Source organism: Candidatus Solirubrobacter pratensis (assembly GCF_000425945.1).
Classification (GTDB): Bacteria; Actinomycetota; Thermoleophilia; order Solirubrobacterales; family Solirubrobacteraceae; genus Solirubrobacter; species Solirubrobacter pratensis.
Genome location: NZ_AUEK01000010.1, coordinates 174,137 through 188,694, shown reverse-complemented (window position 1 = coordinate 188,694; position 14,558 = coordinate 174,137). Strand labels below are relative to the sequence as shown.

The following is a 14,558-nucleotide window of genomic DNA, read 5'->3' as shown; positions in this document are numbered from 1 at the left end:
CAGGCGGCGGCGCCGGTGAGACTGTCGCGGCGATGCATGACCTGGCGACGCTGGATCTGATCGGCCACGCCGAGCTCGTGCGCTCCGGCGAGGCGACGGCGCTCGAGCTGCTCGACGCGGCGATCGGGCGCATCGAGGCCGCGCGCGAGCTCAACGCGGTGATCTGCGACCTGTTCGAGCGGGCGCGCGACCAGGCGGCCGGACCGCTGCCCGCGGGCCCGCTGGCCGGTGCGCCGTTCCTGCTCAAGGACCTCGGCGGGCCGCTCGCGGGGACGCCCGAGCGGATGGGATCGGTCGCGCTGCGCGACCACGTGTCGGCGGAGAGCGCGGTCGTCGTCGAGCGCTATCTGGCCGCCGGCCTGATCATCGCCGGCAAGACGAACACGCCGGAGTGGGGCAACCACTGCACCACCGAACCGGTCCTGTCCGGCCCGACCGTGAACCCGCGCGCGCCGGGCCGCTCGCCGGGCGGGTCGAGCGGCGGCTCGGCCGTCGCGGTCGCGGCCGGCCTGGTCCCGGCGGCGTCCGGCGGCGACGGGACCGGGTCGATCCGCGTGCCGGCGTCGTGCTGCGGCGTGATCGGGCTCAAGCCCGCGCGGGGGCGCAAGACGTTCGCGCCGGGCGCCGGCCACGGGCTCGAGGGCCTGGTGAACGAGCACGCGCTGACGCGCACTGTGCGCGACTGCGCGGCGCTGCTCGACGCGAGCGCCGGCCCCGCCGCGGGCGATCCGTACGCCGCCCCGCCTCCCGCGGAGCCGTGGCTGACGGCGATCGAGCGCGATCCGCCGCCGCTGCGGATCCTGCACACGGCCGACGGCCCGTTCGCGTCGACGACGCAGCCCGCCGTGCGCGCGGCGCTCGAGGCGGCCGCCGCGACGCTCGCCGGCCTGGGCCACGAGCTCTCCCCCGGCGCGCCCGCGTTCGATCCAGAGGCCGTCGTCGACGCCGTCGCCGTCCTGCACCAGGTCTCGAACCTCGAGCTCTACGCGCTCGCGCAGCACGTGCTCGGCCGCCCGCCGGAGCGCGACGAGCTCGAGCCGACCGCGTGGGAGATGCTCGAGGAGGGCCGCTCGGTCACGGGCGAGCGCTACGCCGGCGCGATCGCGACCGTCCACGCGCAGGGCCGCCGCTTCGCCGAGGGCCTCGACGGCTACGACGCGCTGCTCGTCCCGACGCTGCTGAGCGACGGCCCGCCGCCGCTGCACCACCTCAACCAGCCGCGCGGGTCCACGCAGGAGTTCTTCCGCGTCGAGTTCGCCACCACCGGCTGGACGGCGATGGCGAACGTGTCCGGCTTCGCCGCGATCTCGCTGCCACTCGCGGCCACGACGGACGGACTCCCGATCGGCATCCAGCTGATGGCGCCCGGGGAGACCGTGCTGCTCCGGCTCGCCGCCCAGCTCGAGCGCGCGGGCGCCTTCTAGCCCTGCTCATCCAGCAAGGCGCGCATGCGCGCGGCGAGCCCGTCGGCGCCGCAGCGCTCGGCGAGCTCCAGGGCGGTGCGCCACGAGGCCGCGTCGCCGAGCACGTCGCCGAGCGCGGCGTGCGCCTTGGCGCGCTCCAGGCGCGCCGAGGTGCCGTCGAGCAGCGCGACCGCCTCCCGCAGCGGCGCGGCCTCGCCTGCGATCGCTCCCACCAGGCGCAGCGCGCGCCCGACGACCCACGGTGCCCCGCCGCGGCGAGCGAGCGCCAGCTCTTCGGCCGCAAGGCGCGAGGCCGTGTCGCGATCCCCGGCCGCGGCGGCCGCACGGGCGCGCAGGCTGCGCCATGGCGACCACAGCGGATGGGTGTCCTCCGGCCGGGTGCCGGCCAGCTGGCCGGCGATCGCGTGCACCTCGGCGTGCTCGCCTTCGGCCAGCAGCAGCTCGGCGCGGCTGGCGAGCCAGAAGCGCTCGCCGTCTGACGGGCCCGTGTGGTCGCCGGTCAGTCCGAGCGCCGCCCAGGCGCGGTCGCGCTCGCCGCGCTCCTGCCAGGCGAGCGCGAGGAACGCGGGCGTGTAGCCCATATGCGCGCTCACCGAGCTGCCGAACAGCGCCTCGCCCTCCATCGCACGCTCGAGCCGCTCGATCGCCGTCGCCAGGTCGCCCATCCAGATGCTCGTCAGCCCGCCCCAGAGGTCCGCGCCGATCGCGTCGAGCACCGAGCCGCGACGTCCCGCCAACGCGCGGATCCGGCGCCACTCGGGCTCCGCGGCGGCCGGCTCGGCGAGCGCCAGCGCGGCGGCCGGCAGGACGGTGAAGATGCCGCGGTCGAACGCGGGCATCTCGTCGCCGTCGAGCGCCTCGCGCGCCAGCGCGGCCGCCTCGAGCGCGTCGCCGCTCTGCAGCGCGAGCGCGTACGCCGTGATCGCGGTCAGCGTCTTCGCGCCCGGGCCCGTCCCACGCGGACCCACCCGCACCGGCTCGAGCGAGTCGAGGTCGGAGGGGTCGGCGACGCCGAAGAAGACGCCGACGATCCGGAGTGCGTGCAGCGCCTGGTGGAGATCCTCGTGCTCGGCTCCGAGCTCGTCGCGCGCCGCGTCCACCACCGCGATCGCTTCCGCCGGCGTCTCCATGAACAGCAGCGTGCGCGCGAGCATGATCGCCGCCTCGCCGCGCGCGACCGGGTCGGTGAGTCCCCCGTACGCGCGCCGCAGCGCCTCCACCGCGGCCGGCCCGCGCACGAACTCGGCCGCCGCGCCGAGCTCGAGCGCCAGCGGCGTGCGGACGTCGGGCCACGGCGGCTCCTCCTGGGCGCGCTGGAGGTGGGCCAGCGCGGCGTCCGGCGCCCCGCGCGAGATCGCCACCCGCGCGGCCTCGCGCAGCCGCTCCACGACCCAGGCGTCGCTGCGGGCGGGCGCGAGCATGAGCTGCGCGGCGATCCGCTCCGGGCTCGCCCCAAGCCCGGCGAGCAGCCGCGCCGCACGCGCGTGCTCAACCCCGCGCCGGGCGGCGGGCAGCTCGCTGTAGACGGCGTCGCGGACGAGCGGGTGCACGAACCCGAGCGGCTCCTCGGCGCGCAGGATCTCCGCCCGCGCCAGCGCATCGATCGCCTCGGCCGCCTCGTGCTCCTCGATCTCGGCGAGGCCGGCGGCGGCGGTCAGGCCGGCGTTCTCGCCCAGCACCGCGACGGCGCGCGCGACGGCGGCCGCGGGCTCCGGCAGGCGGGCGAGGCGAAGCAGGACAGTGCGCGAGACCGCCCGCGGCCCGATCGCGCGGACCGAGGCGGCGTGCTCGGCCACCGGCGCGACGCGCTCCGCGGCCAGCGCCGTCAGCAGCTGACGCAGCAGCAGCGGGTTGCCGGCCGTCACCTCCAGGCAGGCGGACGCGAAGGCGGGGTCCGCGACGCCGCCGAGGTGCGCGCCGACCAGCCCGGCCGTGCCTTCGGCGGTCAGCGGGCGCGGGTGGATCGCCGCGGTCGCGGCGTCCTGGCCGATCTCGCCGAGCAGCAGCTCGTCGACGCCCGGCTCGCCCGTGCGCACGGTGGTGGCGACGAGCACCGGCAGCCCGGCGATGCGGCGGGCGAGGTAGGCGACGAAGCGCAGCGACGCCGGGTCGCTCCACTGCAGGTCGTCGACGCACAGCACCAGCGGGCCGCGGGCCGCCAAGGCGGCCGTGTAGTGGAAGAGCGCGTTGAGCAGCGAGAACAGGCCGTCGCCGGCGGCGGCCGCGCCGTCGCCGAACACGGCGCCCGCGGACGCCGCCGCCCCGGTGGGCGCCTCGGCGGCTGACTCGAAGAGCTGGCGCACCACGCCGAAGCCGAACTCGCGCTCGAGCAGGCTCGCGCGCGCGTCGAGCACGGTCGCGCCGGCGGCCAGTGCGCGTTCGCGCAGGGTGCTCAGCAGGCGCGTCTTGCCGATCCCGGCGGGGCCCTCGAACGCGAGCACGCCGCCGTGTCCGGACGCCAGCCGCTCCAGCGCCGCGGCGATCGCATCCAGCTCCGCCTCGCGCTCCACGAGGTCGGCGGGCGTGGCCCGCGACCGGGCCGGGGCGGGAGCGGGCTGCGCGAGCAGGCGGTCGTTGAGCGCCATCAGCTCCGGTCCAGGAAGGGTGCCGAGCTCCTCCCGCAGCAGCACGCGGATGTCGTCGAACGCGCGGATCGCCTCGGCGACGTTGCCGCGGGCGGCGAGCACGCCGATCAGCGCCGCACGCGCCGACTCGCGGAACGGCGCCGCTGCGACCGCCGCGCGGGCGGCGCGCTCGGCGCCCGGCAGCGCGTCGCCGCCGAGCCGCAGGCCCGCCTGCGCGGCGAGCTCGAGCGCCTCCGCGCGCAGCTCCTCGAGATCCGCCCGCGGGCCGGCCAGCCACGCCGCGTCGAAGCCGGGCAGCAGCCCTGGTGCGGCCAGCTCGGCCGCTTCAGTCGCGGCCGCGACCGCTTCCCTCCCGCGCGCGCTCCGCGCCGCCGCGACCAGCCCGGCGACCACCTCGACGTCGACCCATGCCTGCGGAGGGAACACGAGCTGCAGCGTGTCGCGCCCCTCGACCGCCGCGGGCTCGACGGCACGCCGCAGACGCGAGAGCACCGGCGCGAGCGCCGTCTCGCTCGGCGGTGCTCCGTCGTGCGCCCACAGCGCCTCGATCAGCTCGTCGCGGCGCACCGGCCGCGCGCGGTGCAGGACCAGGTACGCGAACAGCAGCCGGCCCTGGCGCCCGCGCAGGGCCGCGTCCCGCCGTTCGCCGGCGAGCTCGACCGTCAGCTCGCCGCAGAGCCTGATGCGCCATGGAGCCGTCACCGGTCGGCGGGACGCTACCGCGCCCTCCGGCGCCCGGTGCAGGCGGTTCGGCTAGGTGTATGACCTAGGAGCCTGTTGAACTTTCCCCGCCGCGCGATGCGGCACGCCCGCGGCGCCGGATCGAAGATCAACAGACTCCTAGGCGTCGAGCGCCTCCCGCGCGAAAGAGCGCAGCGCGGGCAACCGCTCGCGCGGGTGCAGGGAGCGCGCGTAGGCGTGCGCGTCGGCCTCGCTCGTGATGCGCAGCAGCTTGCGGCTGCGCGGGGTGGCGGCGTGGAAGAGGAAGGCGCCGAGGACGAAGCCGTCGAGCTCGGCGTCGCCCGGGCGCGCGGGCTCGGCCGCGCGCGGCGCCGGCGCCGGCGCGGGCTCGGCCGGCTCGTCGCGCTCCACCCGCTCGCGCGGCGGCGCCTCGGCGGCGTGGCGTGCCACGTCGAGCCGGTCCGACGTCTCGGCGTAGCTCTCCGGCGCCGGCGGGACGTAGCCGACGCCGAACTTCAACTCGGTGCCGCTCAGCCCCCCGTCCGCGTGGGCCTCGACCAGCTCCTCGGCGCGGTCGGGGGTCACCTTCCCGCGCGCGATGCCCCGCCGCACGAGATCGGCGGCGGTGAACGAGAGGTCGCCCTGCTCGACGCGCTCGACGATCGCCTCCGGCAGCTCCAGCAGGCGCAGCGCCTTGCGCGTCCACGCCGGCGGCGCGCCGACGATGCGCGAGACCTCGGCCGCGGTCAGCGACGGATCCTCGGCCATGATCAGCCGCGCGGCGCGCGCGAACTGCACCGGCTCGGGCTTGCTCTGATGGAAGTTCTCGGCGAACTGCATCGTCAGCGCCTCGCGCCGCGAGATGTCGTCGATCAGCGTGAAGCGCCACTCGCGCGGCGCGTCCTCGGCCTCGTCGACGAGCCGCATCGCGGCGAACCGGCGCTGCCCGGCGAGCAGCTCGTACGGCTGCTCGGCGTCATCCGTGGCGCGCACGAGCGGCGGGTGCAGGAGCCCCGTCTCCCGGATCGAGACCGCGAGCTCGTGCAGATCCTCCAGCGCGCCCGTCCTCATGTTGGTCATCACGCGTACCTGCGCGAGCGGAGCGGTGATCGGCCGGTGCGGCTTGCCGGCGGTCCCGGCGACGGGCTCCTGGCGCAGATCGGCTTCACGCGCCGCCCGCTCTTCGCGCGCGGCCTCCTCGCGCATCTGCGCGACGTGTTCTTCGGCTTCTTGCAGCTTGTCGACGGACATCAGCGGCGAGATCCAAGCAGACGCGCCGGAGGTCTCAGCGGCACACGTCGATCAGCGGCGAGGCGATCCCGGCGTGGCGCCGCCGCCCGATCGCGGGCTACGCGGCCGTGACGCCACGAAGGTGCGCCGCCGCCTCCTCCAGCCGGTCGTCGCCCCAGAAGAGCTCGCCGCCGACGGCCAGCGTCGGCACGCCCATGACCCCGAGTTCGAAGGCGGCATCGGTCGCGTGGCGCAGCGTCGCCTTGATCTCCTCGTCGCGTGTCGCGGCCTCGACCTCGCGTGCGTCGAGCCCGGCCCGGCGGGCGCCTTCGAGAACGTGGGCGAGCAGCCCCAGCTCGGCCCCGCGCTGGAACGCGTCGCGGAACGCCTGCAAGCAGAACTCGCGCCCCTGCCCCACCGCGAACGCGTACGTCGCGGCGCGCATCGCCGTCAGATAGTCGGTCGGCCAGGGGTCGGGCCAGCGCATCGGCGGGAGCCCGTAGCTTCGCGTCCGCGCCTCGATCTCGGCCATGCCGGCCTGGCGGCGCCGGTGGTCGCCGAGCGCCCACGAGCTCCGCCCGGTGAGCCTGAACAGCCCTCCGAGCAGCACCGGCCGCCACTCGACGGGCTCGGGGATCAGCCTCCCCAGGCGCTCCGCGGCGAGGTACGCGTACGGCGATCCGAGATCGAAGTAGAAGCTGACTTCCGGCATCTGCGTTCGCTAAAATGAACGACTCGTTCCCCATGATAGCCGATCGCGAGGTACAGGACGTCCTTGCCGCGAACCTCAGGCGGCTCCGGATCGCGCGCCATCTCTCCCTCTCCGAGCTCGCGCGGGCGACCGCGATGAGCAAGGCGACGCTGTCCGGCATCGAGAACGGCCGCGCCAACCCCACGGTCGAGACGCTCGCGGCGCTTGCATCGGCGCTGCGGATCTCCGTCGTCGAGCTGCTCGGCGAGCTTCCGCTCGGCGACGTGCGCGTCGTCCGCGCCGCCGGGGCGCGGTTCGGGCAGCGCGACGGCCTCGCCCACCTGCTGCTGGAGGCGGCGGACGGGCACGAGGTCGCGGTGATCGCGCTCGAGGCCCGCCAGGTGCAGGAGGTCGAGCCGAACCCTGAGGGCGCGCGGGCGAGCCTATACGTGCTCGACGGACCCGTGATCGCCGGGCCCGTCGAGCGCAGCACGGAGCTCGGGACCGGGGACTACATGGCCTTTCCCGCCGACGTCCCGCACCTCTACTCGGCCGGCCGCAAGGCGGCGCGCGCGCTGCTGCTGACCTGGATGCCGGACTGAGCCATGGACCCCGGCGAGCTGCTGATCCGCGACCTCGCCGCCTCGGATCGCGCGGCGCTGGCGTTCATCTTCAGCCGCTTGGGCGAGCAGTCGCGCTACCAGCGCTTCCTCGCCGTCAAGCGGCGGTTGGACCCGGCTGAGCTCGATCGCCTCAGCACTCCCGACCACTGGCACCACGGCGCCCTGATCGCCTTCTCGCCGGTCCCTCGCGCCCCGATCGGCGTCGCGCGCTACGTGCGCACCGGCGACTTCGAGCTCGCCGAGCTCGCCGTCAGCGTGGTCGACGAGTGGCAGCGCCGCGGCGTCGGCGAGGCGCTCATGCTCGCGCTGCGCGACCGGGCGCTGCGCGCCGGCATCCGCCGCTTCAGCGCGACCCTGTACCGCAGCAACCGCGGAGCGCTCGCGCTGGTCCGCCGCCTCGGCCCATGCAGCGTCACCGGCTCCCACGGCGACGTGATCGAGCTCTCGGGCTCGTGGCTGAGGAAGGGACTGGACGGCGAGGGGACGATGCGCGAGCACCGCGATACCGTCCGGGCCGCCCCCGGCGCGGGTCAGAGCAGCGCCGCCGTCACCGCCTGGGGCTGACTCAGCGCGGCGAGATGGCCGCCCGGGATCTCGCGCGCGTCGAGCCCCAGGCGCTCGCGCGCGACGCGACGCTGGAACGCGGCCGGGAACAACCGGTCGTCGCGTCCGCACAGCACCGTCGTCTCGACCTCGGGCCAGCGCTCGAAGTCGCACGGCTGCTCGAAGGCGACGTCCAGCTCGGGTCGCTTCAGCGCCTCGGCGGCGGCGACGACCTCCGGCGGCACGTCGTGGAAGAAGTAGGTCTCCGCGTCGAACGCCTCCGGGTAGCCGCCGGCCCGGGCCGCCGCCACGCGCGCCGGCTCGGAGCCGGTGTGCTCCCCCCAGTCGCCGGCCGTCTCGCCGGGCGCGGGGATCATCGCGTTGAGCAGGATGAGCCGCCGGACCGGCAGGCGCCGGCACGCGGGCACCGCGGTGAACCCGCCCATCGACTGTGCGACGAGCACGACGTCGTCCTGCCCGGCGGCCGCGTCCACCACGAGATCCGCGTACTCGCGCGGTCCGGCGGACGGGTCGTCGCCGGGGAGGTCCGGCGCGATCGCGACATGCCCGGCGAGGCGCAGCTCGGCGACGACGCGATGCCAGTACCAGCCGGCGCCGCCGGCGCCGGGGATCAAGAGGAAGCAGCTCATGGGAATTGAAACGACATCGGCCTCGGCGACTCATCGCGAAGGATCGACGATCGTGCGCGCCCGCGGGTGACCGCCTTGCTCCGCCATCATCGCGTGTCGCGAATATCAATGACGGATCATCGATCTATAGGCGTTCCGGCGGCGCGCTGCGCGCGCTCCGCCGTCTCGCCGGCGACGGCGCTTCCGCCGCGGCTCTCCAGCGCCGGCTCGACGCGGAGACGGCCGCCGCCGATCGCCGAGCACCGCGAGCCCGCGGTGGCGTCGCCGGCTCCTAGGCCGCCTTCGACAGCCGGCCGGCGTGCGCCGGCGTGCGTCCCCTGACGCCCCGCCGAGCGCCCTTATGGGTGAGCGCGGATGGCCTCGTGAGCGACCTGGGGTCGGTCAGAGCGCGAGCTTCAGGCCCTCGTGGGAGGCGACAAAGCCCAGGCGCTCGTAGAGGCGATGGGCATCGGTACGAGTCTTGTCCGTCGTGAGCTGCATCAAGGCGCAACCGCGGCGGCGAGCCTCGCCGATCGCCCACTCGAGCATCGCTGCACCCAGGCCCTGACGGCGGTACTCCTCGCGTACGCGCACCGCCTCGATCTGCGCCCGCAGTGCACCCCGGCGTGCCAGGCCAGGGATGAAGGAGAGCTGGAAGGAGCGGCCCAGCGGGTCGGCAGCGAGCAGCCCGACGATGGCGGGTAGATCCTCTAGGCCGGCACGGCGCAGTTCGACTTCGCAGGAAGTCAGCGCGAGCGTCGACAGTGGTGCACTCACGCCGACAGTATCTCGGGCCTGCCGTTCGCGAGGCGATCGGCTCGACACCTGCGGGCCGGTTGACCCGCATCCCTTACCAGCGCAGTTCGCCGATCCTGCGACGCGTCCGCGGGGTATCGCGGGCACGCGCCGCCGCCGCGGTCCTCGCGCCGCCGTCGCCGGAGGGGCGGGTCCTCCAGCATCGGGTGGCCGCCCGCGTCCGCCACGGCGCGCACCGGCAGGCGCTCGTCGGGGCTCGTCCCGCCCCATCGAGGGCACGTCGCGAGACCGCGCGGCTGATCGCGGGAGCGCGACCAGCCGGGGCGGCGAGGTCGCGATCGGCCTCAGTCGTGCGCCATCTCGTCGATGCAGACCGCCGCGGCGAGAATGAGGGCGTCATCCTCGCCGGGCGCGATCTCGATCCCGTAGGTGTCGCGGATCCGGAACCAGCGCTTGGAGATCTCGGCGATCTCGTGGCCGTCGCGTTCGATCTCGTACTCGTGGTCGACGATGTTGCCCTTGGCGGTCAGTTCGCGGCCGTCGCCGAGCCCGATCGTGAAGCGGTCGCGCAACGGCGAGATGAGGGCCTTCCTCACCGTGCCGACCGTCCGTCCGTCGTGCTCCAATTCCATCGTGTCGCGGACGCGCAGCTTCTTCTCCTGGATCGTGAGCAGCTCGTCGCCCGCAGGCGTCTCGAGCACGAACGTGCTTCGCAGCCGCAGAGCCTTGCCGTTGACCTTGAACGCGTGCCGCTCGTCTTCGGTGTCGATCCAGAAGTCGTCGCCGATCGCGAAGACCTTCTCGCGCATCCGGTAGCGCGTCCCGCCGAGGTCGTGATGTCGCCGTAGTCGTGCCATGCGTACTCCTTCGCGGCGCCCGCTTGGCGCGCGCCGCGCCGCGGTCGCGTCACGTTCAGGCTGAGTGCCATCGGCAGTCGGCGCAAGGATGCGTACACCCCTCCGCGAAGGAGGAGCACTATCGGCGCGGTGCGCGGAGCGCGATCACCGTCGATCCGAGGTACTCCTCGGACTGGGGTACGTACAGCCGGCGTTCGTCGTGGAAGCCGAGTCGGCAGCCTTCGGCCGCGATCTCATCGGCGGACACGCGGTCCAGGCGGACCACCACGCTGTGGGCTTCGACGCGCTCGCCTGGTCCGATGATCTCCCGCCGGCGGTGGATGGCCGCGCGGCCGCCCTCGTCGACGACCGCCAGCAGCCGGCTCGCATAGCGCACGCCGGCGATCTCGCAGGCGTCGGGAGGCGGCGGCACGTCGTGCTCCTCGTCGAAGCAGTCCATGGCGTCGGCCACTGCGGCGGCCAGCAGCCCGCCGGGCTCGAGATGAGCCAGCGCGCGGCGCAGGAAGGACGCGCGCCCGGGGGCTCCCCCAAGCAGTTGCAGCGTCTGCATCGGCACGAGCACCAGCGGGAATCGCCGGTCGAGGGCGAGCCGGCGCGCGTCCGCGACGACGGTCTCGACAGGCAACCTCGCGGCGCGGCGCTCGAGCGCTTCGAGCAGCGCCGCGTCGACGTCCACCGCGACCACCGCCATGCCGCGGGCGGCGAGATCGAGCGTCACGCGGCCAGTGCCCGCCCCTACATCGAGCACAGGACCGCCGGTCTCGGCGGCCAGCGCTCGCCACAGCTGCAGATCCTCGCGGTACGCGCCGCACTCGAGGTCGTGCCAGAGCGCGTCGAGGTTCATCCCAATCAGTTCCGCCCTTCGCCCGAGCGCTGCCGGCGCCGTGTGCCCGAGGAGCCTGACACGTCGAGCGCTCCGGCGCGAACGGAGGGGATGCCACGCCCCGGAGCCGGCCGCAAGCCTGCGTCATCATGGCGGGAGTAGGCCAGCCACGCGAGGCGACGGTGAAGAGCGAAGACCCGCTGCGTGCCGATCTCGAGCAAAACGCGCTTCGGCGCGTCGCCGCGCTCGTCGCCACGAGCGCGACGCCGGCCGAGCTGTTCGCGGCGGTCGCCGACGAGGTCGCGCGCGCGCTCCCGGTCGCGGCCGTCGCGCTCGGGCGCTACGAGCCCGGCGGCGCCGTCACGGTGCTCGCCACCTCCAACGCGCCCGGCTTCGCGGTCGGCGACCGCTGGCCGCGGGAGCATCGGGGCCTCGCCGCGAGGATCGTCGACACCGGCCGCGCCGCGCGCAGCGACGACGACCCGGCGCCGGACAGCGCGACCGGCTCGATGGTCGGCGTCCCGATCACGGTCGAGGGCGCCGTCTGGGGCCTGATCTGTGCCGGCGCGACGGACGTCGAGGGGCTGCCCGCCGACACCGACGTCCGTCTGCAGGCGTTCACCGAGCTCATCGCGGTCGCGATCGCGAGTGCCGAGTCCCGCGACCGCCTGCGCGGGCTCGCCGACCGCCAGGCCGCGCTGCGGCGGGTCGCCACGCTGGTCGCCGAGGGCGCTCCGGCCGCCGAGCTGTTCGCCGCGGTCACGCAGGAGATCGTGCGTGTGCTCGGCGTGCCGACGGTGTCGCTGCTCCGCTATGACCCGGACGGCGCCGGAACCGTGGTCGCATCGCTGAACAGTCCCGAGTTCCCGGTAGGCAGCCGCTGGCCGCTCGACGGTCCCAGCCTCTCGGCGACGATCCTGGAGACCGGGCGCCCGGCGCGGATCGACGACTACGCGAAGCTGCCAGGGACGCTCGCAGCCGCAGTCCGCCAGACCGGCTTGCGCTCGGGCGCCGGCGTCCCGATCGTCGTCGACGCCAAGGCGTGGGGCGCGCTCTGCGTGGGCGCGCGGGGGAACGATCCGCCGCCCGCCGACGTCGAGGCGCGCCTGAGCGAGTTCACCGAGCTCGTCGGGATCGCGGTCTCGAACGCCGAGTCCCGCGAGCGCCGCCGCCGGCTCGCCGATCAGCAGGCCGCGCTGCGTCGCGTCGCCACGCTGGCCGCCGAGGGCGCGGCGCCCGACGAGCTGCTCGCGGCCGTCGCCGAGGAGGTCGCCCGCATCCTCGACGTCACGTCGGTGACGGTCGTCCGCTACGAGCCCGGCCGCGAGTGGGTCGTGGTCGCCTCGCTCGACGATCCGGACCTCCCCGTCGGCAGCCGCCGGCCGCTCGACGCCCCGCCCGGCTGCTTCGCCGCGGTGTTCGAGACCGGGCATCCGGCGCAGCTCGAGTCCGGCGCGGCGGTGCCGATCGTCGTCGACGGCGACGTCTGGGGAGCCGTCGCGGTCACGAGGCGGCGCCGGCGCGAGGCGCTGCCGGTGTTCGCCGGCAGCTACACCGGCCGGATCGTGCTCTCGACCGCTTCGACGCAGGACATCGAGGCGCGCCTTGCCGCGTTCACCGAGATCGCCGCGGCGGCGCTCTCGAAGGCCCAGGCCAACGACGACCTGCGGCGGCTCGCGGAGGAGCAGGCGGCGCTGCGGCGGGTGGCGACGCTGGTCGCAAGGACGGTGCCGCCGGAGGACATCTTCGCCGCCGTCGCCGACGAGGTCGCCCGGATCCTGGGGCTGCCGCGGATCGAGATGGTGCGCTACGAGGACGACGGCACCGCCACCGTGGTCGCCGCCTCGGGCGACCCCCCGTTCCCGGTCGGCAGCCGCTGGGCGCTCGACGGTCCGAGCGTCATGGCGTTGGTTCGCCGGACGGGCCGGCCCGGTCGCATCGACGACTACGGCGAGCTCGGGGGCACGATCGCCGAGATCACCCGAGGCGCCGGCTTCCGGTCGGCGATCGGCGCGCCGATGATCGTCGGCGGTCGCACCTGGGGAGCGATCATCGCGCTGTCGGCGCTGCCGGAGCCGATTCCCGAGCACTCGGCCGTCCGGCTGAGCCAGTTCACCGAGCTCGTCGCGACGGCGGTGTCCAACGCGACGGCGCGCGCCGAGCTGGTCGCGTCGCGCGCACGCATCGTCGCCGCGGGGGACGACGCCCGGCGGCGCTTCGAGCGGGACCTCCACGACGGGACGCAGCAGCGGCTGATCGCGCTGCGGCTCGACCTGCAGCGCATCCGAGCGGCGATCGCGGAGGACCCGCAGGCCGCGCAGGCCGGTCTCGGGGAGGCCGAGCGGGATCTCGAGTCGGTGCTCGAGGAGGTCCGGAAGGTCTCGCGCGGCCTGCATCCGGCGCAGCTGTCGCGCGGAGGCCTGCGTCCGTCGCTGAAGGCGCTCGCGGGCAAGTCGCCGATCAGCGTCGATGTCGACGTCGAGATCGAGGAGCGGCCGCCGGCGCCGGTCGAGACGGGCGTCTATTACGTCGTCTCCGAGGCGCTCACGAACGCGATCAAGCACTCGCGCGCCTCGGCGATCTCGGTCACCGTCGCGCGCGACGAGGCGAGGGTGCGCGCGACGGTGGCCGACGACGGCGTCGGCGGCGCCGTGGCCGGGACCGGGGCCGGGACGGGACTGACCGGCCTGAGCGACCGCGTCGCCGCGCTCGGCGGGCGGATCTCGGTCGAGAGCCCGCCCGGGCGCGGCACCAGGATCTCGGTCGAGCTGCCCATCGCGACGCCGGCGGCACCTTGAACGCGCCCGCGCGCAGCGGGTTCGTCGCCGTGCTCGTGCCACTCGTCAACGACCCGTACTTCTCGCCGATCCTGTCGGGCGCCGCGGAGGCCGCCTACGAGCGGGAGCTGCGGCTCGTGCTGTCGACGACGCTGCACGAGCGCGCGCGCGAGGCCTCGCTGCTCGACCGCATGCACGGCGCGACCGACGGCGCGGTGATCGTCCTGCCTGAGCAGTCCAGCGAGGAGCTCGGGCGGACGCTGAGGACTTCGTATCCGTTCGTGGTCGCCGATCCGCTGCTGCCGCTCGACGATTCCATCCCATCGGTCGCGGTCGCGCACCGGTCGGGCGCGGACCAGGCGATGGAGCACCTGCTCGCGCTCGGCCACCGCCGGATCGGCGCGATCACCGGGCCCCCGGGCTGGCTGGCGACCGAGGACCGCCGGCGCGGGTACCACGCCGCGCTCGCCGCCGCCGGCATCCCGCCCGACCCGGCGCTGCAGGCGGCGGCGGACTTCGAGCTCGGACCGGGCGCGGAGGCCGCCGGCACGATGCTCGGCCTGCCCGAGCCGCCGACCGCGATCTTCGCCTTCAACGATGCGCTCGCGATCGGCGCGATCCGCGCCGCGCGCGAGCGGGGCGTGCGCGTGCCGGAGGACCTCTCCATCCTCGGCTTCGACGACATCGGCCTCGCGACGATCGTCACGCCGGCGCTCACGACGGTCCGCCAGCCGCTGGCCGAGATGGGCCGCGCGGCGGTCAGCCTGCTGAGCCGGCTCTTGGATGGCGACCGCGTCGAGATCCGGCATATCGAGCTGCCGACGCGGCTCGTCGTGCGCGAGTCGACGGCGCCGCCGCGCCGGGCGGATACGCCGGGTTGACGAGTCGGCGGGCGCTCGCCCGCATTGCATGCGCGCGGTCCCGGCAGGGAAGCTAGGT

General features: G+C 75.3%; 12 protein-coding genes. 5 read left to right on the top strand and 7 right to left on the bottom strand.

Annotated elements, in window-relative coordinates; all coding sequences use genetic code 11:
* The first annotated feature begins 32 nt into the window (after positions 1–32).
* A complete protein-coding gene (locus tag H958_RS0116425; RefSeq protein WP_028059467.1) occupies positions 33–1,424 on the top strand; it encodes an amidase in 1,392 nt (463 codons plus the stop codon).
* On the opposite strand, the gene H958_RS0116420 is transcribed toward H958_RS0116425, so the two are convergent.
* The 3 genes from H958_RS0116420 to H958_RS0116410 all read right to left on the bottom strand — a co-directional run bounded on the left by H958_RS0116420 (position 1,421) and on the right by H958_RS0116410 (position 6,632).
* Positions 1,421–4,711, bottom strand: a complete 3,291-nt coding sequence (locus H958_RS0116420; RefSeq protein ID WP_028059466.1) for an ATP-binding protein — start codon at positions 4,709–4,711, stop codon at positions 1,421–1,423. The two genes, H958_RS0116425 and H958_RS0116420, sit on opposite strands and share 4 nt — an antisense overlap.
* A 138-nt stretch (positions 4,712–4,849) precedes the next feature.
* Positions 4,850–5,941 (bottom strand): ParB/RepB/Spo0J family partition protein, encoded by a 1,092-nt coding sequence (locus tag H958_RS43515; RefSeq protein ID WP_051324376.1) that lies wholly within the window; start codon positions 5,939–5,941, stop codon positions 4,850–4,852.
* Positions 5,942–6,038: 97 nt separating this feature from the next.
* Positions 6,039–6,632 carry a 2-hydroxychromene-2-carboxylate isomerase gene (locus H958_RS0116410; RefSeq protein ID WP_028059465.1) on the bottom strand — a complete coding sequence of 198 codons (594 nt, stop codon included), beginning with the start codon at positions 6,630–6,632 and terminating at the stop codon, positions 6,039–6,041.
* A 32-nt stretch (positions 6,633–6,664) separates the two neighbouring features.
* Here H958_RS0116410 and H958_RS0116405 point away from each other — a divergent pair, with 32 nt between their 5' ends.
* Positions 6,665–7,213, top strand: a complete 549-nt coding sequence (locus H958_RS0116405) for an XRE family transcriptional regulator (protein WP_028059464.1) — start codon at positions 6,665–6,667, stop codon at positions 7,211–7,213.
* 3 nt (positions 7,214–7,216) lie between these two features.
* Positions 7,217–7,798, top strand: a complete 582-nt coding sequence (locus H958_RS43510; protein WP_051324374.1) for a GNAT family N-acetyltransferase — start codon at positions 7,217–7,219, stop codon at positions 7,796–7,798.
* On the opposite strand, the gene H958_RS0116395 is transcribed toward H958_RS43510, so the two are convergent.
* The 4 genes from H958_RS0116395 to H958_RS43505 all read right to left on the bottom strand — a co-directional run bounded on the left by H958_RS0116395 (position 7,765) and on the right by H958_RS43505 (position 10,863).
* Positions 7,765–8,427, bottom strand: a complete 663-nt coding sequence (locus H958_RS0116395; protein ID WP_028059463.1) for an alpha/beta fold hydrolase — start codon at positions 8,425–8,427, stop codon at positions 7,765–7,767. The two genes, H958_RS43510 and H958_RS0116395, sit on opposite strands and share 34 nt — an antisense overlap.
* A gap of 381 nt (positions 8,428–8,808) precedes the next feature.
* Positions 8,809–9,183, bottom strand: a complete 375-nt coding sequence (locus H958_RS48225; RefSeq protein ID WP_051324373.1) for a GNAT family N-acetyltransferase — start codon at positions 9,181–9,183, stop codon at positions 8,809–8,811.
* A 323-nt stretch (positions 9,184–9,506) separates the two neighbouring features.
* Complete coding sequence (locus tag H958_RS0116385) at positions 9,507–10,019, bottom strand: LURP-one-related/scramblase family protein (protein WP_028059461.1); 513 nt, start codon at positions 10,017–10,019, stop codon at positions 9,507–9,509.
* 118 nt (positions 10,020–10,137) lie between these two features.
* The gene (locus tag H958_RS43505; RefSeq protein WP_051324372.1) at positions 10,138–10,863 is read right to left on the bottom strand and encodes a class I SAM-dependent methyltransferase; all 726 of its coding nucleotides are present in this window, start codon (positions 10,861–10,863) and stop codon (positions 10,138–10,140) included.
* Positions 10,864–11,024: 161 nt separating this feature from the next.
* On the opposite strand from H958_RS43505, the gene H958_RS43500 reads away from it, so the two are divergent.
* Positions 11,025–13,640 carry a sensor histidine kinase gene (locus tag H958_RS43500; protein ID WP_051324371.1) on the top strand — a complete coding sequence of 872 codons (2,616 nt, stop codon included), beginning with the start codon at positions 11,025–11,027 and terminating at the stop codon, positions 13,638–13,640.
* Positions 13,637–14,500 carry a LacI family DNA-binding transcriptional regulator gene (locus tag H958_RS37875; RefSeq protein WP_051324370.1) on the top strand — a complete coding sequence of 288 codons (864 nt, stop codon included), beginning with the start codon at positions 13,637–13,639 and terminating at the stop codon, positions 14,498–14,500. Before H958_RS43500 ends, H958_RS37875 begins: the two co-directional genes overlap by 4 nt.
* Positions 14,501–14,558 lie beyond the last annotated feature (58 nt).